A 19,737-nucleotide genomic window follows, 5' to 3' on the forward strand; every position below is an offset into this window, starting at 1 on the left:
AAGGGGTTAAGAGTTAGCACCAGTTACTCCTCAGGCGGGGTGTTATGTAGATCCAACAGGCCATTCAGCTGCGCTAGATTGCCTCGTGCCCAAGCACCGTAATCACGGGCGTGGGCGAGAATATCGGCAGGCGAGACGCCGCTTTCCAGTAGTTCGGCGTCAGAGCCGGGGGCGGGCTCGGCCGCTTCTTCAGCAGCGGCGGAAGCGGTGCCTGTTCTACTGGCGGGCACACGGGCTGTGGCTCCGAGGGCGGCGTTGTAGTCGCGCAGCCAGCCGCGAGTGAACACGCAATGAGGAATAGCGACAGGCGCAGCCTGGGGCGCCGTGCGGTAGACAGTGGTGACATCAGGTATGCGCTCCGATATTTCTTCTTCGAGAGTCTCAAGCTCCACCAGGGTTGCCATTAGCCGCTCTTCAGCTGCGTTGGCTCGGGTGACCTGTTGCTTGAAGGCCAGTTGATAGTCCTGCGCTGCCTGGTCGCGCAGGTCTGAGTGCTCTTCTTTCAGGGCGTGCAGCTTGGCCTGCTCGGCCGCCGTGGCCTCGGCATGGCCACGGTCGTAGCCGTAGCTGTCGATGAGGTAGCTCGCGCCCAGGGCGATCGCTATCGCGCCACCCGTGAGCCAACCGTTCATTCGGGCACCTGCAGGATCAGATCGAACTCGATTCCTGAGTCTCTGAGCTGCGCTACCAGGCCAGCACCGAATGCATTACCCAAAGCGTAAAACAGGATGATCAAGCCGGCTGCGATGGCGGCCGTCGCCAATGCCGGGCGGATTAGCTGCCAGACATAGGCGCGCAGCCACACCCAACGGTCAGAGGATCGGCTCCTGAATAGGGTTCTCACCAAACCCAGATCGATGTCGTCTTTGGTCATTGCGTGTACCTCTCAGCGCATACACCGGGGCCCCAACCAGCGGCCACATACATGGGCTCCCAGCGCTGCAGGATCTTGCGGGGGTAGCCTCGGTTCTCGCGGAAGTTGGCAGCCGAGCGGCCAGCGTTGTACCGCTCGACAGACTCAAACCAGGTCAGCGGGTCGGCCCCGGAAGCCGATGCCAGCCGTTTATCGCGATTGATCCAGCCCAGCCCGCCGTTGTATGCAGCAAGCGCCATCGCCCACTGCTCGCAATGAGTGCGCGCATTAATGCGTTCGAGGTGCCATTGGTTGTAGGCCACCATGGCGCGGAGCGACCAGCCCGGATTGAATGGTTGTGCGGGCCCCACGCTGAGCGGGTAAATCTCAGCCATCCACTTCGAGGTGCCCGGCATAAATTGCGCCAGGCCCTGCGCACCGGCACGGCTCGTGACGCCGGGGCGCCATCCGCTTTCCTGGTGAATCTGGGCAGCGAGCGTAGCGATCGGAGCATCGAGTCCGAAACCATGCTGCCCAGCTCGTATGAGATCACGACGATAATGTTCTGCAGCACGGGGCACCTCCTGTGCTTGAACGGGTTCCGGCTTGCAGGTGGCCGCGCCCAGAACGATCGCCCACAGCAGGCCCACGACGAGCGTCGAGCGGACGTAATCTGCGCGAGTGGCGCGGGGTCTCTGTGTGGGCTGCATGGTCAAAGCCCCAGCGTCAGGCCAAGCACGCAGGCCAGCACGATCAGCGAGCGGCGCAGGCAGGCGGCGGCGAAGGCAACGGTGTAGCGGAATGCTTCCTGGGCATCGGTATGCCCGCCGCCGGGGCAGTTGCGTTTAGGCAGGCACTCGTGCGGTCGGCCGTAGGGGAACAGGCTGCGGTCGATCCAGTAACCGAGCACGGCACCGAGCATGACCAGGGCCAGCTTGTAGCCGATAACCGGCATCTGCTCGAAGGCAAAAAAGGCCAGGGCGATCATGATCGCCACGGTCGCTATCAGCCAACCGACCAACCGGGGGAGTCGAGAAAAGAGAGAGCTTTGGGGAACGCTGTACATGGTCACATCTCCTGATACCTGTCTGGGTAATCTGCGTTAAGTGCAAAGGACAGGATCAGAATGCCGGTCAAGCCGGCCGATGTATTTTGAACGAGGGCAAAAGAAAACCCGCCGGGTGGCGGGCTTGGTTAATACTCTTTCTAACTACGAAGCCTCTGTAGGCGTTTCGGTTTTCAAACTGCTGCCGCAGTGCCTACATTTGATTGCCTCAGATCGAACGGACTCGGCACAGTATGGGCATTTTATATACTGGCCGTGAGCACCGTGCTTCACCGCGAGATCAGAACTTGAACTGTTCGCGAGCACCATAAAGAAGGCCACTGCAGGAGCCAAGAAAGCGGTCAAGCCCGTCATAGCTGGCGACGCCCCAGCCATATTCGCCAAGACCACTAAACCGAATCCGGCCGCAGGCGTAAGCAACATACAAAGCCAGCCCGAACGACCGCGCTTCCAAGCCACACAAGCGACAATGATAGTGGCCACTGCGAACAGAGAAAAACCAAAAATTGGCTCCATTTTCAAACTCCTTTTCGATTTTGAGGATGTCATCACGGCCGCAAAGAACATACGGCCCGCTTGGCCTCACAAAATTATTTGCCCGACGATGATGCCTAGAATCAGGGTAGCAGCAAAATGCACGGGATGAGCCAGCACTACCAGGGCAATTCCTGAAAGTGAAAAGCCATCAATCGGATCCTGCGGAACAACCTTGACCTCGTAATCCTCCACATAAGCCAGCACTTTTCGTAGCTGATCCTTGTTCATGTGATTCAGATGCCTCTCACCAAAGGTCCGAAGGCAGAACGAATCACGCTCTTCGTAAATCTTTTTTTCCTTGGTCAGGCTGGTGATCCTGGAAACCATCAACCGCACATTCACAAACTCGCGCTCGGTATCCCGAAAGTGTATGACCGCATCATAGGCCTGATCAAACGCGGTCCTGGGGATTTCGTGAATGCTCTCGACTCCCAGTTTGGCGTGGACCACCTCTCGCCAGACCTGCCGTGGGTCGATCTCCAGGGTTTCACTCACACTTGCCACTAGCGCGTTCAGCTTCTGCCGCTGCGCGCTCGAAAGCGGCTCCTTATCTGCCTCGGGACCTACGTTGATTTCCAGGTAATCCCTGCCCGCAACTCGATTTTCGTTTCCTTCAACTCCTACAGACACGCGTCACTCCTTGTTTTCGTGATAAGTCCCGCCCGCAGCACGGTTGTTGTTCCCACTAACGCTCACCCCACCTCGTGCCTTCGCCTTAGTCACCTTCCTGCCTGTCAGCATTTCGGCGAGTAGTTCCTTGCGCGTCTTGGCAGCCATTCCTCGGTAGGACTCAAGTAGCAGTTGCTCGTCCGGAGGCAGGTCTCCACGCGGCTTTACACCCGGCTGAGTACCCAGTACCACGAAGAGCACATCCAAACCCTCCTCAGCCCACGCCCTGAGAGCCAGGGCGTTGGGTGCCGCAACTCCTTTCTCCCAGTTGATCTGGGCATGCTTGGAAGAACCCGCCAGTTCTGCAAATTCAGTCTGACTAAAACCCAGCCGCTTTCTCTCTGCGCGCAATCGCTCGCCTAGGTCCATAAATACCTACCTATACGTGCTTGACAGGTAGATAATTATCTACCAATATCAGCACAACAAATCACAAACATCATTCAGCAACCAACGGAGCCACTGCCATGGCAAGCCAGAAGGTACTGACCCCTGAACAGGTCAAACAGCGCTTCAAGCAGCGCGGAGTGACGGTCACCAAATGGGCCGAAGAGCAAGGGTTTAAGCGCAATGCGGTTTACCGCGTGCTCAACGGCTTCGACAAAGCTCACTACGGCCAGGCCCACGACATCGCTGTCGCCCTGGGCATCAAAGCCACCGAAGAACCAGTAGCAGCCTGAGGCCACCAAAATGAAACAAGCCGCCCCCCGTATCGACCCCCTCGACGCCTGGCGTCGCGTGCTTGACGTCGTAATCGCATCAGCGCCGGTTGGCTACGGCCCCCAGGTCATCCAGCAACTACAGGACGCGCTGCGCTCCTACCAGCAACAGGGTCCGATCCAACGGGTCACCGTAGGTGAACGCAAAACCTGCAACCAGCTGACCTACCTAGCGGTTGGGCAACTCATCCTGTGCGCGCCACGGCCCCGTATCGACAGCCATGGCTTCCCCAGCAATGCCAAGGTCATTGGTCATCAGCGCTTTGATGACGGCGGCTACGTGCACACGCCAGCTGCTGCACCAGATCGCCCAACATCTGCTCAGCAGCTGCTGCAACGGGAGCGGGAGCGTCTGGCCACTTCACAGCAGATAGCGATTTATCCAGACGGTCCGGACTTACCGGACCTGAACGTTCACCGGCCATCTCAACTTGCGCGGCCAACCGCAGCCAAGCCTGTGCCAGCGCCTGGATCTGGCCCTCTACCTGTAACAACCGTGCCTCGTTCATCGCATTCGCCTCTGATCAATAAGTCCATATCAGATTGAGTTATTGAAACACTTTTGCCCATAGGCAAAAACCTTATTTATTTAGACGCCGGCTTTTACCGGCTCCGGGAGGGCTTCCAATAATGAGAAGAAAATGGAAAAGCTGGGTACCGCGCTCACCTGCAGAGGCTATGGAAGGCTGCGCACAGCGCGCCCTGGAACAACACAACCGAGGCATTGAACGCATCGCCTGCGACCACCTGGGACAGCACAACGCTAGCTCGCTCTATAAGTGGATGGGTAACGGCCGCCTGCCGCTGACCTTGATTCTGCCGCTTGAGCGCGCCTGCGGCGTCCCGCTGATTACCCGCTACCTGGCCGCTGCCCACGGCAAGCTGCTGGTGGACATACCTACCGGCCGCAACACCCAGGCGCAGGACGTGCAGCAGCTGCAAACCGTACTCAATGAAGCGGTCGGCGCAGTGCTCGCATTCAGCGACGGCAAGCAGACCGCCAACCAAACCCTGGACGCGCTGCGCGCCGGTCTGGAGTCACTCGCGTGGCACCACGGCAACGTACAGCAGCACGACCAACCTCAGCTTGAACTCGGAGAAATCGACGATGAGTGACAACACCCGCATTTCAGAAAGCGGAGCCCGCTGCCTGCGCGTGATGAAAGCGCTGCGCGGCAACAGCCTGCAGGGCTTGAGCAATGGCGAGTTGGCCAAAGGGCTGGACCTGAGCCCGAGCGCTGTCAACCGCTCCCTGGGCACCCTGATCGCCGAGGGCTTCGCCACCAAGCTGGACTCGGGGCGCTTTGCCCTGAGCGTCAGCGCCCTGCAGCTTGCCCAGGCGCACGCAGAAGAGATGGCCAGGGCCAGCGCACGTATCAATGAACTGAACCAGCGCGTCGCCGCTGGCAGCCACCACTAAGCAAGGAAACAGACCATGGGACGTACTAAGACAGAGGGTGTAGCGCCGGTTGATCTGCCCGAGCTGGATGGGCAGAAGGTTTCAGACATCCAGAACGCTGCTGCTGCAGCTGGCAAGCTGCTGGCCCAGGACACCATGCGCGTTTCCGCCCTGATCAATCAGCGAGTTGGGCGGCGCCAAATCACCAACATGATCGTAAAACTGTTAACCGTTACCGATTTGATCGACCTGCAAGCCATCAAGGAAAGCAAGGGATACAAGGGCTTCGAGGCTTTTGTGGATGAAAAACCGGTAACCGTTACCACTTGGGACGATTACTGCCGGTTGGTCGAAGGCAAGTCCAGGGAATCAATTGACAACGCCCTGGCCAACTTCGCTGCGTTTGGGGAAGAGCTATATGAGGCGATGCACCAGGTCGGCATTGGCCCGTCCAAAATGCGCGCGCTGCGCAAGCTGCCGGACGACCATCGCAATGCTCTGATCGAAGCTGCAAAGGCCGGCAATACCGACGACGTTGAATTCCTGGCCGAGGAGCTGATCGCCAAGCATCAGAAGGAAAAAGACGAGCTGACCAAGGAGCGCGACGAAGCCCACGCCGACTACGACGCCCAGTCCGAAGTGCTGGCCAAGCGCGCCCTGGAGCTGGACGAAACTCGCCAGCAGCTCGCAAGGGCGCAGAAACGCATCCAGAGCCTGCCCAGCAACGAAGCGATGAAGGAGCTGCGCATGGAGGTATCAGCCGCCGCCTACGAGGCGGAGGCGCTGATCATGGGCAAGTTGCGCGGGGCTTTTGAGCTGTTGAACACCGAGAGCGCCACCAGCGGCGAAGATTCCCGCGATTACATGGCCAGCCTGGTCAAGCAGCTAGAGATTCAGATCCTCGCGATCCGCGAAGACTACGACCTGCCCGATGACTCAAGCAGCGAGCACGACTGGATGAAGCCGGGCGCGGCAGAGCAAGCCGCTGTGTCCCTCGGCATCGAGTCGGACCACTGATATGAGCGCCGTCATAACCGAACGCCTGGTCGCTGTTGCTCAAGCCGTCCGCGCTGCCGGCCACGGCGGCAAGTCGGCCATATACGCGAATGCTTGCCAGGAGCTGGGGCTGTCCCGAGCGACCCTGCATCGCAAGCTGAAGGATCTCACCGTGACCAATAAAACCCGAAAGCGCCGCACGGATGCCGGCCAGTCAGACCTGACCCGCGACGAGGCTCTGATGATCAGCGGAGTCCTGATGGAGACCCTGCGCAACAGCGGCAAGCGCCTGTATAGCATCACCGATGCCGTCCAGGGTTTGCGCGCCAACAATCTGATCAGAGCCGAACGCGTCAACCGCGCCACCGGTGAAGTGGCACCGCTGAGCGACAGCGCCATCCATCGTGCCTTGCGAGCTTATAGCGTGCATCCCGACCAGCTGCTGGCTCCGACTCCGCACACTGAGCTGGCCAGCCTGCACCCGAACCACGTCTGGCAGATCGACGCCTCGCTGTGCGTGCTGTACTACCTCAAGCCCCAGGCCCGCAGCACCAACGGCCTGCATGTGATGGCGCACGACGAGTTCTACAAGAATAAGCCGAAGAACCTGCAGCGCATCATGGCTGACAGGGTCTGGTCGTATGAGATCACCGATCACACCTCGGGCTGGATCTACGTCGAGTACGTCATGGGCGCGGAGAGCGGCGAGAACCTGTGCAACGTGCTGATCAACGCCCTGCAGGAGCGCGGCGGTGCCGACATTCTGCACGGGATCCCGGCCATTCTGTTCATGGACCCCGGCAGCGCCAACACCAGCACCATGGCGCTGAATCTGTGCAAGTCCCTGGGCATCCAGGCGATCGCCCACGCACCGGGCAACGCTCGCGCCACCGGCCAGGTCGAGAACGCCCGAAACATCATCGAGCGCAAGTTCGAGAGCGGTTTGAAATTCCGCCCGGTCGCGGATCTGGCCGAGCTGAACGCCCTGGCCGCGCAATGGCGGGCGGTGTTCAACGCCACCACCGTTCACCGCCGCCACGGCAAGAACCGCAGCGCCATGTGGCTGACCATCACCCAGGACCAACTGATCAAGGCGCCCACGGTCGCGGTGTGCCGCGAGCTGGCGGTTGCCCAGCCGCAGGAGCGCAAGGTCACGCCGAAACTGCGCATCAACTTCCAGGGCGAGGAGTACGACGTCAGCCGGGTACCGGGTGTGATGGTCGCCGAGAAGGTGCTGGTGACCCGCAACCCATGGCGCGACGACGCTGCCCAGGTGGTAACCGTGAACGCAGACGGCCGCGAGGTGTTCAACGTGGTCCCGCGCGTGGTCAAGGATGAGTTCGGCTTTGCCGAGAATGCCGCGATCATCGGCACCAGCTACAACGCCCCCGCAGACACCGTCGCGCAGAAGGATCGGCAGGCCATCGAGCAGCTGATGACCGGCACCACCACACCAGGTGAAGCCGAGGCGCAGCGCAAGGCGAAGGCGCTGCCCCTGGGCGGCAAGTACAACCCGTACAAGGCCACCGAAGAGGCAGACCTGCCGACCTTCATGCCGCGCCGTGGCACCGATCACGAGCTGGCCGGCCCGATCGTCGAGCTGCCGCCCATGACCCTGTTTGCTGCCGCCAAGCGGCTTATGAACCAGTTCCCGGAGTGGAATAAAGAACACTTCTCAGCGCTGAAAGCCAGCTTCCCGGACGGTGTCCGTGAGGATGAACTCGAAGCTGCTGCAGAGCGTGTCCGCGCCACCATGGCGCGGCCAAAACTCAGCGTCGTAGGAGGCAATCAATGATGCTGCAAATGAGGCTCAAGACCGTGCTTGAGTATGCCGGGCTCAGCCAGGCAGAGCTGGCGCGCGGAGTGGGCCTATCAACGGCGGCCATCAACTTGTTGGTCAACCGGAGCAAGTACCCCAAGTCGCCAGAGCGCCAGAAACTGCAGGGCGATGTCGTCGAGTGGCTTTCATCAAAAGGTGTGAAGGAGGAACAGCTGGAGGGCTGCTTTGAGCCTGCGGAATTCAGATCCAGACAGACACCAGGGCGCTGCAACGCCCTGTGTCCAATCAACCAACTACTGCAAGAAAAGGAACTCACCCCCATGCTACTACGCAAACAATCGTTAAAGCCACAGGCCAAACAGCACTTCCAGCTGACCAGGGATCCTTTCGCGGATCCTCGTTCGAGCGAAGATCTGTTCCTTTCGGCAGAGATCCGCTATGTCCGCGAGTCGCTTTATCAAGCCACCACTTTCGGCATCTTCCTCGCTGTTGTGGGGGAAAGCGGTAGCGGCAAATCGACCATTCGCAAGGAGCTGCACGAGCGCCTGCGCAACGACAGCCAAACCCTAATCGTTATCGAGCCCTATGTACTGGGTATGGAAGAGCGCGAGAGCCAAGGCAGGCCCCTGCGGGCCGCTGACATCTGCGCGTCGATCCTGCACGGGGTTGCCCCTGAGAAGCGCCTGCCGCAATCGTCGGAGGCTAGATTCCGTGCGGTACACGAAGCGCTGCGCGAGTCCTATCGCATGGGCAACCGGCACGTACTGATCATCGAAGAATCACACAGCCTGCCGAATTCTACCCTGCGCCATCTGAAGCGTTTCTTCGAACTGGAGGAAGGTTTCGCGCGGCTGCTGTCGGTCGTGATCATTGGCCAGACCGAGCTGGGCGAGCGGCTGAGCGAGCGCAATCCAGCGCTGCGCGAAGTAGTGCAGCGGATGGAACTGGTCCGCTTGCCCCCGCTGGGTGAAAACCTGAGCGCCTACCTCAAGCACCGCTTCGGCCTGGCCGGCAAATCGATTGACGACGTGGTGGATGCCGGCGGGATCGAAGCCTTGCGCACGCGCCTGCAGGGTCAGAATCAGCACAAAGGCCACTACAGCATGCTCTATCCGCTGGCCGTTCATAACCTGCTGACAGCCGCTATCAACGCTGCAGCCGAAGTGGGCGCCGATCGCGTCGACGCTGACATCGTGATGGGGGTGTGAGATGGGCCAGACAATCAACCTAGAGCAGCCATTCGAGCGCGAAAGCAAGGTGTTCACCAAGAAGGTCCAGCAAGTACTGGCGCTGGCCAACTGCGTGTCCCGCGAGCTGCGCCGGTTCAACTGCGTTGTCATCTTCGCAGCGGTAGACGGCGAGCGCCCGTTCCTGGTCGTGGAATGCGACCAGCCGCTGCACCTGGCGCGCGTTGGCCACTTCCGCTTAGCCCTGCTCAAGACGCCTGGCGTATTCATCAAGGTCCGGACGTTGCTCCTGGGCTGCGATATCGAATGGCGTGTGCGTCCTGCACAGGTCAAGCAGATCAACGCGATGAGGGTTCACTGATGAAATACATCATGCTCCAAATCATGACCGGCACCCAGGGAGACCTGGTCCGTGAATTCCCGGTCATTTTCCCTGATGCCCTGGTGCATGCCGACGTCGCGGAGGCCATAACCAAACTGCCCGAATTGGCAACCGCAAAGCCGGTCGCTGCGGGTTTTCTGTCCAGCCTCGGACTTGAAGCGGAGTGCTACGGCGAAAGCGAAACGCTCCAAATCAAGTCACGTGGCGACCTCGATTCGAGCCGCATCTGCATGCTCGATTACTCACACGGCATCGTTTAGGAGGCCACCCATGACCGCTACCCAGAAAGCTCCAGAAGTGATACCACCCGGCTACCGCAAGGATGCCCAGGGACGCCTTACCCACGAGGATCTGATCAAGCCTGTCGATATCGAGCGCGACCGGCTGGTCTGCCACCTGGTGGACCGCGCCACCGAGCTGAACGCCGAACTGGCCGATTACAAGGCCATGGCGTTCGGCGATATCGCGGCTTTCATCGAGATGTCAGCCGAGGAGTACGGCGCCAAGATCGGCGGCAAAAAGGGCAACGTCACGCTGTTCAGCTTCGACGGCCGGTTCAAGATCCAGCGCTCAGTGCAGGAAACCATCAGTTTTGATGAGCGCCTGCAGGCTGCACGCGCCCTGATCGATGAATGCCTGACCGAGTGGACTGCTGGGGCCCGGCCAGAGGTTGTGGCGCTGATCAATGACGCCTTCCGCACCGATACCAAGGGCGAAATCCGCACCGCCTCCGTGCTCGCGCTGCGCCGCCTGGATATTCAGGACAAGCGCTGGCAGCAGGCGATGGTTGCGATCGGCGAAGCCTGCCAGGCGATCGGCAGCAAATCATACATCCGCATTTATGAGCGGGTGGGCGACACCGATCAGTACAAGCCTATCTCTCTCGATATCGCGGCGGTGTGACATGGAGAAGCCAGTCGAAGTCACCGTTCGATTTGACCATTCAGGTTACAAAGCGGGAAAGGTTCAGGGAAAAATCGGCTGCTGTACCTATGACGCCTCCCTGGCGGTCGAGCGGTTGGCTGACAAGCTCTTCCCGGACCACCACAAAACCATCGACCGCCAGGAATCCACCCCGGTTGGTCGGCTGCACAGCAAGTGGCTGATCGTTCCGGGTGCGCCTTTAAACCCAGCTGCAGGGGAGGTCTGATCATGGACCAGGAACGCGCGCTCGAAAAGATCAAAAAATGCCTGGAGATGGCGAAGGGCAAAAGCTCCAACCCAAATGAAGCAGAAACCGCGCTGCGCCAGGCGCACAAGATGATGGAAGCGTTCAACCTTGAGGTCGGCGACGTGCTGGCCAGCATGGCGTCGGAGGTCAGCATCAAGGCTGGATCGGAGGGCGATCCGCCAGCGTGGCGAGTAGAGCTGGCCTATGTCTGTGCTCACGCCTTTGGTACTCGGATGATCATCACCGCAGTCCAGGCTGACATATTCAACTGGGTCGGTGGCTTCCTATTCGTCGGCTGCGGTGCGGCGCCAGAGCTTACTGGTTACGCCTACCAGGTACTGGAGCGGCAGCTGCAAAAGGCGCGACGCGAGTACCTCCAGCTGCCCAACAACAAGCGCTGCAAACGCACCACAAAGGTGTCTCGCGGCGACCAGTTCGCCACCGGCTGGATCCGGGCGGTGTATCACAAGGTCGACGAGTTCGCCGGCGTGGATGACAACATCGCCGACGCCATCCAGGCATTCATGGACAAGAACCACCCTAACCTCGGCAAACACAAAATGAAGCGCAGAAAGACCAAGGGGCGCGACGTCGGCGCCACCGATGCCGGGTACCGGGCTGGCAAGTCTGCCCAACTGCACACCGCTGTGAATGCCGGCGCCCAGCCTCTGCGCATAGGGAGCATGTCATGACCGATATCGTCGATCTTGCAAACGATCTGGTTGAGCTTCGCATCCAGGAAGCTATCGCCAGTTGCCCCAGGCATACGGGCCCAAGCGCCACCCACTGCGAGGAATGTGACGACGTGATCCCGGAGCGCCGCCGCAAGGCGCTGCCCGGAGTCCAGACATGCACATTCTGTCAGGGCCTGTTGGAATCCAGAGCATCAAAGCGAGGCAACCGATGATCAGCCGGCCCAATCAAGCCAAAATCCATATAGCCCGGCAGCAGCTGGGCATGGACGACCAGGGCTACCGCGCGCTGCTGGCCAGGGTCGCTGGCGTCCAATCCTCGAAGGATCTCGGGGCCCGGCAGGTCGGTGCAGTACTTCGCGAGTTCGAACGTCTCGGGTTCAAGCCCAAGCCCAGCACCAAGGCCAAAGGCAAGCCGCGTAATTTTGCCGACATGCCGGGTGAGATCACCAAGATCGAGGCGCTACTCACTGACCTCGGTCTGCCCTGGTCATATGCTGATTCGATCGCAAAACGGATGTTCAAGATTGAGCGCTGCGCCTGGCTCAAAAGCCGTAAGCACTTCGAAGGAGTCATCGCTGCGCTACACGTCGAGCAGAAGAAACAGCAGCTCAAGGGATCATTGGAAGAGCTGCTTAACGAACTCGGATACGTCGGTCCAGAACGGGCCGCACTTTTGGAAAGCCTGCCGGCGGGCTGGGATCGCAAGGTTCCAATCATGGAATCTCTGATTGATGCGCTGTGCAGAGAGCGCCGCGAGAAAGCGATGTATGCCGATTCTGACCAAAGCCTGGAGGATATCTGATGCACCCCGAGGCCACTTTGTGGATTTTACAGTGGGCGGGAATAACTTCCTTTTGCAGCGCGATCGCGCTCGGCATCCTTGATGGCGTGCGTGACTGCCGAGCTGGAATGAGGCCCCCATGCAAATGACCTGCCCCTGCTGCAGCCAGCAGTTCCCGTTCGAGGCCGGCTTGGCCGACGAGGAAGGCAAGCGCCTGGCTGCTTTGTTTGCCGATATGCCACCCAAACTGGGCAAAGCAGTGCTGTCCTACCTGCGCCTGTTCAGCCCGCCGAAGCGCAGCCTGAAAATGGGCAAAGCAATCCGCCTGGTCGAGGATCTGCACCAAATGGTCAGCGATGGGACCGTCACCCGCGATGCCCGTACCAATGACAGGCGCCAAGCCTCCCCAGCGCTGTGGGTTTCCGGCATCGAGCAGATGATCGCTCAGCGCGAGAAGCTCACTCTGCCGCTGGAAACACACCACTATCTGCGGGCCGTCGTGCATGGCATTGCAGGTGATGCTGCAGCCGTCCAGGCGCTTGCGCCTCGCACGCCCAAGGCCGCTGCCGCTGACCGATCAGCCCGCGACGCGGCGTACTACCAGATCCAGAACGACCTCCGCCTCAAATTGATCTCACAAGACGAGGCTGATAAACGCCTCAAGGAGCTTTGACATGTCAGGCACCTCGCCACATATGGAACAACAACGGCACGAGCTGCTGTCTGATGTCGCCGATACTGTTGCGTCAGTGCTGAAGGACCATGGCATCGAGCAGCCGCTGGCAGAACAGGCCGGGCTCGCCCTGGCCGATCGGCTGGCTACCCACTGGGGTGGCCAGCTGATCAATATCCCGAAGGATTACCGCTTCAAGCTGGCCAATCGTGATCTGCTTATATATGAAGAGTTCAACGGCAATAACCACGCCGAGCTGGCGCGCCGCTGGAACATGACAATGCGTGGCATTTATAAGATCATCGAGCGCGCCAGGAAGCGCGACATGGACCATCGTCAGCCCAAGCTTTTCTAGCCCCTATTTCTGAAAAGCTTTTTCATTTCTGTCCCGCTAAATCCCCACTTGTTTCTCTATATCCCGCAATTTATCTAGCGTTTGGTATTAGATTTATCTCACCCCCCCTCAGCCTCAGCGCTGTATGCGTCAGCAAGTGGCTGCGGGCTTGCGTAAACAGTACGCATTTCATCTTCGGCAAGATTGGCCGCAAGCAACCGCTGCGGGTTAGTCAGCCCCCATTGAACCAGAGGCCCATACAGCGCCCAGTCCCAGCCTGGATTCCATTCCAAGGCATCAGGCAAAGCATCTGGATCGAAGGTTGTTTCACCCTGCAAGCGATCTACCGCCGCCTGCTGCGAAGGTCCGAGCATTTCCATGACCAGGGAGCCCTGCGGACGATGAGCCTGCAAGCTCTCCAGCAACCATAGCTGTAATCGATGGTGGTCAGGATTATCATGCTTTTCGCCGACCATGACGTGGGGTGCCGACACAAGACTTTCAACCAGCAGATTGGGTGTGAGCCATATCCCGTTAGCAGTATCCAGCACCTTTCCTACGTGTGGATCATCCTGTCCCTCGGGACTGATCCATTCCGGTAAATCCTGCGCATGGGTGGTAAAACTCGAAACGCATAACAACACCAGAAGAAAGCGGCGCATGGTGATACCTCAGGCGATAATCAGGGGACAATCCAGTTGCGGGTGAGGCGCGACCTGCACCTCGACCCCAAAAACCCGTTTGATGCGTTCTGCCTGCAGCACCTGCCAGGGAGTGCCTAGTGAGGACATGCCACCCTGATCGAGAAGCAGCAGACGGTCTGCGTAACGCGCGGCCAGATTGAGATCGTGCAACACCAACAGTACCGCATTTCCACGCTGGGCAATCTCACGGGCTTGTTGCAGGATCAGTCGTTGATGGGCCAGGTCCAGTGAAGCTGTTGGTTCGTCCAGCAGCAGACAGCCGGGCTCAGCACTATCCCAGATCTGTGCCAGCACGCGGGCCAGATGCACGCGCTGCCGCTCACCCCCGGACAATGCAAGATAGCTACGCTGTCGCAGGTGTTCGATATCTGCAGCGCACATGACCTCCCGCGCTATACGCCTGTCCTCATCCCGGCCACTGGCATGCGGCAGGCGACCCAAAAGCACAACCTCCTCCACACTGAACGCGAATGCCAGTGACGAGGACTGTGGCAATACAGCCAAACGCTGCGCACGCGCCACCGCAGACCAGGCATCCAGCGGCCTGCCGGCTAGCACAATATCTCCATCTGCCCGGGGTAGCTCGCCACTCAGGGTCGCAAGCAAGGTGCTCTTGCCCGCACCGTTGGTTCCAAGAACGGCCAGAACTTCGCCGCCTTCGAGGCAGAAATCAATCCCGCTCAAAATTTGGCAGCCACCCCGAGCGCACCCCAGGTTCCCGACTTTGAGCATCACCACCCCCTGCGCTGCGAGCGCAGCAGCAAAATCAGAAAGAAGGGTGCGCCTAGCAGGGCGGTGAGAATACCGATAGGTAGCTCCGCCGGCGCGATGACCAACCGCGCGACCACGTCGGCGAGCAACAGTAAACCACCGCCCAAAAGCATGGAGCCGGGGAGTACCATGCGGTGATCAACCCCCAGCATCAATCGAATCAGGTGCGGTACGACCAGGCCCACAAAACCGATCAGACCGGCCACTGCCACGCAGGCGCCGACCCCTAGCGCAGTAAGCAGGATCAGCTCACGCTTGACCCGCTCGACGTCTACGCCAAGATGCCGCGCTTCCGACTCGCCGAGCAATAAAGCATTAAGAGCGCGAGCCTGACGTGGCAATCGCCAGCAGATCAGCGCGCAACACAACGCAAGGGCAATAACCCGTGGATAACTTGCCGAGCCCAGACTACCCATGTTCCAGAAGGTTAATGTACGCAGCATGCGATCATCGGCCAGATAGCCCAGCAAACCAATCAGCGCGCCGCTGATCGCGGCAATCGCAATACCAGCCAGCAACATGCTGGCGACCGAAGTGCCTTGCGCCGTCTGACCTAATCGATACACCAGAAGCGTGGTGACGACCCCACCGCCAAAAGCGCCGATGACGGTCGCATAGGGCAGCAAAGCATCAGGCATGGCGGAAAAAAGCCAGCCGCCAAACACAATGACGGTAGCCGCGCCGAGCGCCGCACCACTGGAAACACCTATGAGGCTGGGGTCAGCCAGCGGGTTGCGAAAAAGTCCCTGCATCACGGCACCGGTCAGCGCCAGCGTGATACCGACAAGCAGCCCCATCAATGTCCGCGGCAAGCGAATCTGCTCGATAATGATTTGTGCTTCGCCGGGTGACTGGTTAAGCCCCAGCATGTTTCCCAACGCAGCGAGGGTATCCAGCGGCGCGATGGTGACCGCCCCCAGGCCGAGCGATAACATGATGGCCAGCAGCAGCAGAACGAAAAGCATCATGAGAACGGCTGGTCGCAACCGCGACTGCATAATCATCGGCGTCTCCCCGAGATTTCGCGGCGCCGCATTATTCTGCAAGACTGGCGGCGACAGGTGCTGGCAGAGATAATAAGCCCATGACCAACACTGAAAACTTTCTGCCCACGCCCCTGTGCCGCCTTGATCAACTGGCTGACCCCGGTAGCCTGGGCGTGGAACACAACGGCGAAATGTTGATGGTGATACGCCAGGGGGACCGAGCCTTCGTTTACCTCAACCGCTGCCCCCACCGCGCCATACCGCTTGAATGGGTTCCGAATCAGTTCCTGGACAGCTCCGGCAGACTGATCCAGTGTGCCAGTCACGGCGCACTTTTCCTGCCTGAAAGCGGAGAGTGTGTTGCGGGGCCCTGCACGGGAGCGTATCTGCAACCGCGCCGCTGCCATATCAGCAACGGCCAGATCTGGCTCGACTGAGCGCGCATACCTGGCTTGCAGGCTCATAGCTCCACCGGCAGTTGCCCTGCCACTTGCAGGCCCTCGGGCGAGGGCAATACCGACCAAGCGATAACCTCTACGCCCTGCGCGACGGCCTGGCGCAGCAGCCGCCCGTATTCAGCGTCTATTTCATCGGCGGGCCTCACCCGCTCAATGCCTGAGTGCATGACGCAGAACAACAGGCAGGCGCGCTTTCCGCTGGCGGCGAGGGTCGTCAGTTCGCGCAGGTGTTTCTGCCCGCGCAGACTGACTGCGTCCGGAAAAGCTCCACCGCCCTCTCCCACCGCCATGGTGACGCTCTTGACCTCCACCACGCATTCGCCAGGTTCACTGAGCAAGAAATCAAAGCGGCTTTCTCCCCCTGCCAACCTGACCTCAGGTCGAACCATGGTGTAGCCGGCAAGCGGTGCAATCAACTTTTGCGACAACGCGGCCGCCACCACCTTGTTGGCCCGTGCGCTGTGAATACACGCCAGACCACCAAGTGGTGTTTCGACCAGCTCCCAGCTACCCGGCAGCTTGCGCCCGGCCTTCTGTTCCAGCCGCACCCATACGCGGCTACCGGGCTCGGCGCAGCCTTTCATCGACCCTGTATTGGGGCAATGCACGGTCATTTCCCGTCCATCGTCCAATCGCACGTCAGCAAGGAAGCGCTTATATCGCTTGAGCAGAATGCCCCCCTGAAGGGGGGGCGAGAATGGAATCAACCTGGAGGACATTATCTGAGGCTCCGCTCCAAACGTTCGACAGCCTGGCCTAGCCGATCCAATGAGGCGGTGTAGGCGAAACGCACATGTTCATTTCGGCGGTAATCACCGAAATCCAGTCCCGGTGTGATCGCCAGGTATTCGCTTTCAAGCAGGCGCTGACATAAAGCGCTGCTGTCAGCGGAATGCTTGCTGATGTCTGCGTATAGGTAGAAGGCCCCCTGCGGGGTCGTCGGTATCCCGAAACCGAGATCACGCAGCGCTGGCAAGAGAAAGTCACGGCGCGCCTTGAAAGCCTCGCGTCGCGCCTCGCAGATTGCCAGCGTCTCCTCTTCAAATGCCGCGAGCGCAGCCCACTGGGCCATGTGGGGAGCACAGATGTACAGATTCTGGGCCAGTTTTTCCAGCTCGGGAATGGCCGCCTCGGGCGCAATCAACCAGCCCAGGCGCCAACCCGTCATGCCGAAGTACTTGGAAAAACTGTTGAGTACGAATGCGTCTGGCGCCACTTCAAGCACCGAGGCTGCTTCACAATCATAGGTCAGACCATGGTAGATCTCGTCGACCACCAGATGCCCACCCAGCCGCCTGACAGTATCAGCCATGGCAAGCAACTGGGGCTTGCTCAGCAAGGTGCCGGTGGGATTGGCCGGAGAAGCCGCCAGCACGGTAGAGCAACTCTCATCCCAATGCTGCTCGATCAACTCGGGGGTCAGTTGGTAATCGCTCTGCGGCCCGGTGGGTATCATCTTCGCCTGTGCACCTAGCAGGCGTAAAAAGTTGCGATTGCAGGGATAGGATGGGTCAGCCATGACCACACTCTGCCCCGGATCAACCAGAAGCGCCGCTATCAGCAACAGGGCCGCCGAGCCGCCCGGTGTGACCACGACCCTGCTGGGCTCCACATGCACACCATAGCGTTGCGCATAAGAAGCTGCGATCGCCTCGCGTAGCGCAGGCAAACCCAATGCCGGGGTGTAGCCGGTATGGCCATTGCCCAGGGCTGCCTGCCCGGCGCGAACAATCGGGGCAGGGGTCGCAAAATCGGGCTCTCCAATCTCCATGTGGATCACGTCGCGCCCCTGCGCTTGCAGCGTCTTGGCGCGCGCCAGCACACTCATGACATGAAACGCCTGAATATCCTGCGTCCGCTTTGCCCACCCCTGCCTGCGCATGCATGCTCCCTGATTTAGTGATCGCCACCGAAGTCGAAACCGCAGATGATACCCGTCAAGACCCGGCCAAGCAGCCTGTTTACACTGACTTGCATCAAGTGGACCAACCATCTGACGGCAAACAGTAGCGCGGTTGATCAGGTTCTGGTAGTTTTGCCCGCTTGCATGCCACTGGCTGCACCCTCAGGCCATCAGCGACGTGGGCCTGGCACTGAAAGATCGAGAAAAAAGTGAGGGGTCCTCATGCCCAGCAATGCCAAAGAAAAAAGTTCAATGTTGATCCGCGGGTTTGCACCCTATAAGGAAAAGAAGGGCGAAGAGTACATGAGCGAGCAGCAGCTCGAGCATTTCGCCGCCATTCTCAACGGCTGGAAACGCGAGCTGATGGAAGAAGTCGACCGCACCGTGCATCACATGCAGGATGAGGCCGCCAACTTCCCGGATCCAGCTGATCGCGCCAGCCAGGAAGAGGAGTTCAGCCTCGAGCTGCGAGCTCGTGACCGCGAGCGCAAACTGATCCGCAAGATCGATCAGACCTTGCAGCGCATCGAAGACGATGATTACGGCTTCTGTGATTCATGCGGCGTCGAGATTGGTATTCGTCGTCTTGAAGCGCGGCCAACGGCCACGCTTTGCATCGACTGCAAGACGCTGGCGGAAATCAAGGAAAAGCAGGTAGGCAGCTGACCAGCCGCTTGCAATCCAACCCTGCCCGTCATTGGTGCCAGGGTTGGCAGTATTTTTTTGCCTGCTGAAACAGGCTGTCTGTCATGACCACCCCGCAATCCCCCTATCTCGGTCGCTTTGCCCCAACTCCCAGCGGTCACCTGCATTTCGGCTCTCTGGTAACAGCCCTGGCCAGCTATCTTGATGCACGCCACCAGCGCGGCCATTGGTTGGTGCGCATGGAGGATCTCGATGGCCCCCGCAACAAAGCCGGCGCCGCCGAGCACATATTACAGACCCTCAAGGCCCACGGCCTGATCTGGGATGGCGAGGTGCTCATCCAGAGCCAGCAAACAGAACGTTACCAACAGCAGATCCAGAGCTGGATCAATCAGGGACTGGCATATTATTGCGATTGCTCTCGGACCGATCTGTCGGCCTATGGCGGCGTGTATCCTGGTATCTGCCGCGAACGCGGTCTGCCCTGGGCCCGAGACCATGCTGTGCGCCTGCGGGTAACGGATGATCCGATCGCTTTCACAGACCGCCTGCAGGGCAAGATCAGTCAACGACTGGAAAGCGAAGTAGGCGACTTTGTGATCCGGCGACGCGATGGTGTGGTTGCCTACCAGCTCGCCGTGGTCATGGACGATATAGACCAGGGTGTTACCCAGATAGTCCGCGGCGCCGATTTGCTCGATTCAACGCCCAGGCAACTATGGCTATACCAATTACTCGAGGCTAGAGCCCCTGAATACCTGCACATTCCCCTGCTGATGGCGCGGCGCGGACACAAGCTCAGCAAGCGCCTGGATTCTGCCCCAATCGAAGCCGCTCAGGCATCCGTCAGCCTCTACTCGGCACTAGTAGCGCTCCAGCAACAACCGCCTGCTCATCTCCAGGGCGGCCCGATCTCGGAGATCATTGCCTGGGCAATCGAGCACTGGCAACCTGGCGATCTGCCAGCCACGCGCGAAATAGTAATGGATGAGCCCGTATAAGGGTCATCACTGAGTATCGTGGAGCTT

30 protein-coding genes are annotated in these 19,737 nt (G+C 59.7%); 19 read left to right on the forward strand and 11 right to left on the reverse strand.

Annotated elements, in window-relative coordinates; all coding sequences use genetic code 11:
• Window positions 1-23: 23 nt before the first annotated feature.
• From AAC076_RS08260 to AAC076_RS08285, 6 genes are all read right to left on the reverse strand, one after another.
• Window positions 24-632, reverse strand: a complete 609-nt coding sequence (locus AAC076_RS08260) for a lysis protein (RefSeq protein WP_339844332.1) — start codon at window positions 630-632, stop codon at window positions 24-26.
• A complete protein-coding gene (locus AAC076_RS08265) occupies window positions 629-874 on the reverse strand; it encodes a hypothetical protein (RefSeq protein ID WP_339844334.1) in 246 nt (81 codons plus the stop codon). Before AAC076_RS08265 ends, AAC076_RS08260 begins: the two co-directional genes overlap by 4 nt.
• The gene (locus AAC076_RS08270; protein WP_339844335.1) at window positions 871-1,563 is read right to left on the reverse strand and encodes a transglycosylase SLT domain-containing protein; all 693 of its coding nucleotides are present in this window, start codon (window positions 1,561-1,563) and stop codon (window positions 871-873) included. The genes AAC076_RS08265 and AAC076_RS08270 overlap by 4 nt, the downstream gene beginning before the upstream one ends.
• A gap of 2 nt (window positions 1,564-1,565) precedes the next feature.
• On the reverse strand, window positions 1,566-1,919 hold the full coding sequence (locus AAC076_RS08275) for a putative holin (protein ID WP_339844338.1): 354 nt from the start codon (window positions 1,917-1,919) through the stop codon (window positions 1,566-1,568).
• 582 nt (window positions 1,920-2,501) lie between these two features.
• A complete protein-coding gene (locus AAC076_RS08280) occupies window positions 2,502-3,086 on the reverse strand; it encodes a hypothetical protein (protein WP_339844339.1) in 585 nt (194 codons plus the stop codon).
• A gap of 3 nt (window positions 3,087-3,089) precedes the next feature.
• Window positions 3,090-3,494: a helix-turn-helix domain-containing protein gene (locus tag AAC076_RS08285; protein ID WP_339844341.1), complete on the reverse strand. Its 405-nt coding sequence runs from the start codon at window positions 3,492-3,494 to the stop codon at window positions 3,090-3,092.
• 98 nt (window positions 3,495-3,592) lie between these two features.
• Between AAC076_RS08285 and AAC076_RS08290 the strand changes: the two genes are divergently transcribed.
• From AAC076_RS08290 to AAC076_RS08365, 16 genes are all read left to right on the forward strand, one after another.
• The gene (locus tag AAC076_RS08290) at window positions 3,593-3,805 is read left to right on the forward strand and encodes a DNA-binding protein (protein WP_339844343.1); all 213 of its coding nucleotides are present in this window, start codon (window positions 3,593-3,595) and stop codon (window positions 3,803-3,805) included.
• A gap of 10 nt (window positions 3,806-3,815) precedes the next feature.
• Window positions 3,816-4,391, forward strand: coding sequence for a hypothetical protein (locus AAC076_RS08295; protein ID WP_339844346.1), 576 nt, complete (start codon window positions 3,816-3,818; stop codon window positions 4,389-4,391).
• An 83-nt stretch (window positions 4,392-4,474) separates the two neighbouring features.
• A complete protein-coding gene (locus AAC076_RS08300; RefSeq protein ID WP_339844349.1) occupies window positions 4,475-4,960 on the forward strand; it encodes a hypothetical protein in 486 nt (161 codons plus the stop codon).
• Window positions 4,953-5,264, forward strand: a complete 312-nt coding sequence (locus tag AAC076_RS08305) for a helix-turn-helix domain-containing protein (RefSeq protein WP_339844351.1) — start codon at window positions 4,953-4,955, stop codon at window positions 5,262-5,264. The genes AAC076_RS08300 and AAC076_RS08305 overlap by 8 nt, the downstream gene beginning before the upstream one ends.
• 15 nt (window positions 5,265-5,279) lie before the next feature.
• Complete coding sequence (locus tag AAC076_RS08310) at window positions 5,280-6,260, forward strand: hypothetical protein (protein WP_339844354.1); 981 nt, start codon at window positions 5,280-5,282, stop codon at window positions 6,258-6,260.
• Between the two features lies 1 nt (window position 6,261).
• On the forward strand, window positions 6,262-8,034 hold the full coding sequence (locus AAC076_RS08315; RefSeq protein ID WP_339844356.1) for a transposase family protein: 1,773 nt from the start codon (window positions 6,262-6,264) through the stop codon (window positions 8,032-8,034).
• Window positions 8,031-9,227 carry an AAA family ATPase gene (locus AAC076_RS08320; RefSeq protein ID WP_339844358.1) on the forward strand — a complete coding sequence of 399 codons (1,197 nt, stop codon included), beginning with the start codon at window positions 8,031-8,033 and terminating at the stop codon, window positions 9,225-9,227. The genes AAC076_RS08315 and AAC076_RS08320 overlap by 4 nt, the downstream gene beginning before the upstream one ends.
• Window position 9,228: 1 nt before the next feature.
• A complete protein-coding gene (locus AAC076_RS08325; protein WP_339844360.1) occupies window positions 9,229-9,567 on the forward strand; it encodes a hypothetical protein in 339 nt (112 codons plus the stop codon).
• Window positions 9,567-9,848 (forward strand): hypothetical protein, encoded by a 282-nt coding sequence (locus tag AAC076_RS08330; protein WP_339844362.1) that lies wholly within the window; start codon window positions 9,567-9,569, stop codon window positions 9,846-9,848. Before AAC076_RS08325 ends, AAC076_RS08330 begins: the two co-directional genes overlap by 1 nt.
• A gap of 10 nt (window positions 9,849-9,858) precedes the next feature.
• Window positions 9,859-10,491, forward strand: coding sequence for a DUF3164 family protein (locus tag AAC076_RS08335; RefSeq protein ID WP_339844364.1), 633 nt, complete (start codon window positions 9,859-9,861; stop codon window positions 10,489-10,491).
• A 1-nt stretch (window position 10,492) separates the two neighbouring features.
• Window positions 10,493-10,738 (forward strand): hypothetical protein, encoded by a 246-nt coding sequence (locus AAC076_RS08340; protein WP_339844366.1) that lies wholly within the window; start codon window positions 10,493-10,495, stop codon window positions 10,736-10,738.
• 2 nt (window positions 10,739-10,740) lie between these two features.
• The gene (locus tag AAC076_RS08345; protein WP_339844370.1) at window positions 10,741-11,451 is read left to right on the forward strand and encodes a DUF2786 domain-containing protein; all 711 of its coding nucleotides are present in this window, start codon (window positions 10,741-10,743) and stop codon (window positions 11,449-11,451) included.
• Window positions 11,448-11,666, forward strand: a complete 219-nt coding sequence (locus tag AAC076_RS08350; RefSeq protein WP_339844372.1) for a TraR/DksA family transcriptional regulator — start codon at window positions 11,448-11,450, stop codon at window positions 11,664-11,666. Before AAC076_RS08345 ends, AAC076_RS08350 begins: the two co-directional genes overlap by 4 nt.
• Window positions 11,663-12,256, forward strand: coding sequence for a regulatory protein GemA (locus tag AAC076_RS08355; RefSeq protein ID WP_339844373.1), 594 nt, complete (start codon window positions 11,663-11,665; stop codon window positions 12,254-12,256). The genes AAC076_RS08350 and AAC076_RS08355 overlap by 4 nt, the downstream gene beginning before the upstream one ends.
• Before the next feature lie 118 nt (window positions 12,257-12,374).
• A complete protein-coding gene (locus AAC076_RS08360; RefSeq protein WP_339844374.1) occupies window positions 12,375-12,908 on the forward strand; it encodes a hypothetical protein in 534 nt (177 codons plus the stop codon).
• 1 nt (window position 12,909) lies between these two features.
• Window positions 12,910-13,263, forward strand: coding sequence for a Mor transcription activator family protein (locus AAC076_RS08365; protein ID WP_339844376.1), 354 nt, complete (start codon window positions 12,910-12,912; stop codon window positions 13,261-13,263).
• Between the two features lie 98 nt (window positions 13,264-13,361).
• On the opposite strand, the gene AAC076_RS08370 is transcribed toward AAC076_RS08365, so the two are convergent.
• From AAC076_RS08370 to AAC076_RS08380, 3 genes are read right to left on the reverse strand one after another with little or no spacing between them, the layout of a single operon-like run.
• A complete protein-coding gene (locus AAC076_RS08370; RefSeq protein WP_339844378.1) occupies window positions 13,362-13,904 on the reverse strand; it encodes a ChaN family lipoprotein in 543 nt (180 codons plus the stop codon).
• Window positions 13,905-13,913: 9 nt separating this feature from the next.
• Window positions 13,914-14,678: a heme ABC transporter ATP-binding protein gene (locus AAC076_RS08375; protein WP_339844381.1), complete on the reverse strand. Its 765-nt coding sequence runs from the start codon at window positions 14,676-14,678 to the stop codon at window positions 13,914-13,916.
• Window positions 14,678-15,715, reverse strand: a complete 1,038-nt coding sequence (locus AAC076_RS08380; protein ID WP_339844508.1) for an iron ABC transporter permease — start codon at window positions 15,713-15,715, stop codon at window positions 14,678-14,680. Before AAC076_RS08380 ends, AAC076_RS08375 begins: the two co-directional genes overlap by 1 nt.
• Window positions 15,716-15,801: 86 nt before the next feature.
• Between AAC076_RS08380 and AAC076_RS08385 the strand changes: the two genes are divergently transcribed.
• Window positions 15,802-16,140: a Rieske 2Fe-2S domain-containing protein gene (locus AAC076_RS08385; RefSeq protein ID WP_339844384.1), complete on the forward strand. Its 339-nt coding sequence runs from the start codon at window positions 15,802-15,804 to the stop codon at window positions 16,138-16,140.
• A 23-nt stretch (window positions 16,141-16,163) separates the two neighbouring features.
• Here AAC076_RS08385 and sfsA read toward each other — a convergent pair whose 3' ends face one another.
• Window positions 16,164-16,865 carry a DNA/RNA nuclease SfsA gene (gene sfsA, locus AAC076_RS08390; RefSeq protein WP_339844510.1) on the reverse strand — a complete coding sequence of 234 codons (702 nt, stop codon included), beginning with the start codon at window positions 16,863-16,865 and terminating at the stop codon, window positions 16,164-16,166.
• 14 nt (window positions 16,866-16,879) lie between these two features.
• Entirely contained in the window at window positions 16,880-18,043 is a 1,164-nt protein-coding gene (locus tag AAC076_RS08395) for a pyridoxal phosphate-dependent aminotransferase (RefSeq protein ID WP_339844385.1), read from the reverse strand.
• A gap of 243 nt (window positions 18,044-18,286) precedes the next feature.
• Between AAC076_RS08395 and dksA the strand changes: the two genes are divergently transcribed.
• Window positions 18,287-18,730 carry an RNA polymerase-binding protein DksA gene (gene dksA, locus AAC076_RS08400; protein WP_335607517.1) on the forward strand — a complete coding sequence of 148 codons (444 nt, stop codon included), beginning with the start codon at window positions 18,287-18,289 and terminating at the stop codon, window positions 18,728-18,730.
• 83 nt (window positions 18,731-18,813) lie between these two features.
• A complete protein-coding gene (gluQRS, locus tag AAC076_RS08405) occupies window positions 18,814-19,710 on the forward strand; it encodes a tRNA glutamyl-Q(34) synthetase GluQRS (protein ID WP_339844389.1) in 897 nt (298 codons plus the stop codon).
• The last annotated feature ends 27 nt before the right edge of the window (window positions 19,711-19,737 follow it).

Origin of the sequence: uncultured Halopseudomonas sp. (assembly GCF_963977355.1) — a bacterium.
Classification (GTDB): domain Bacteria; phylum Pseudomonadota; class Gammaproteobacteria; order Pseudomonadales; family Pseudomonadaceae; genus Halopseudomonas.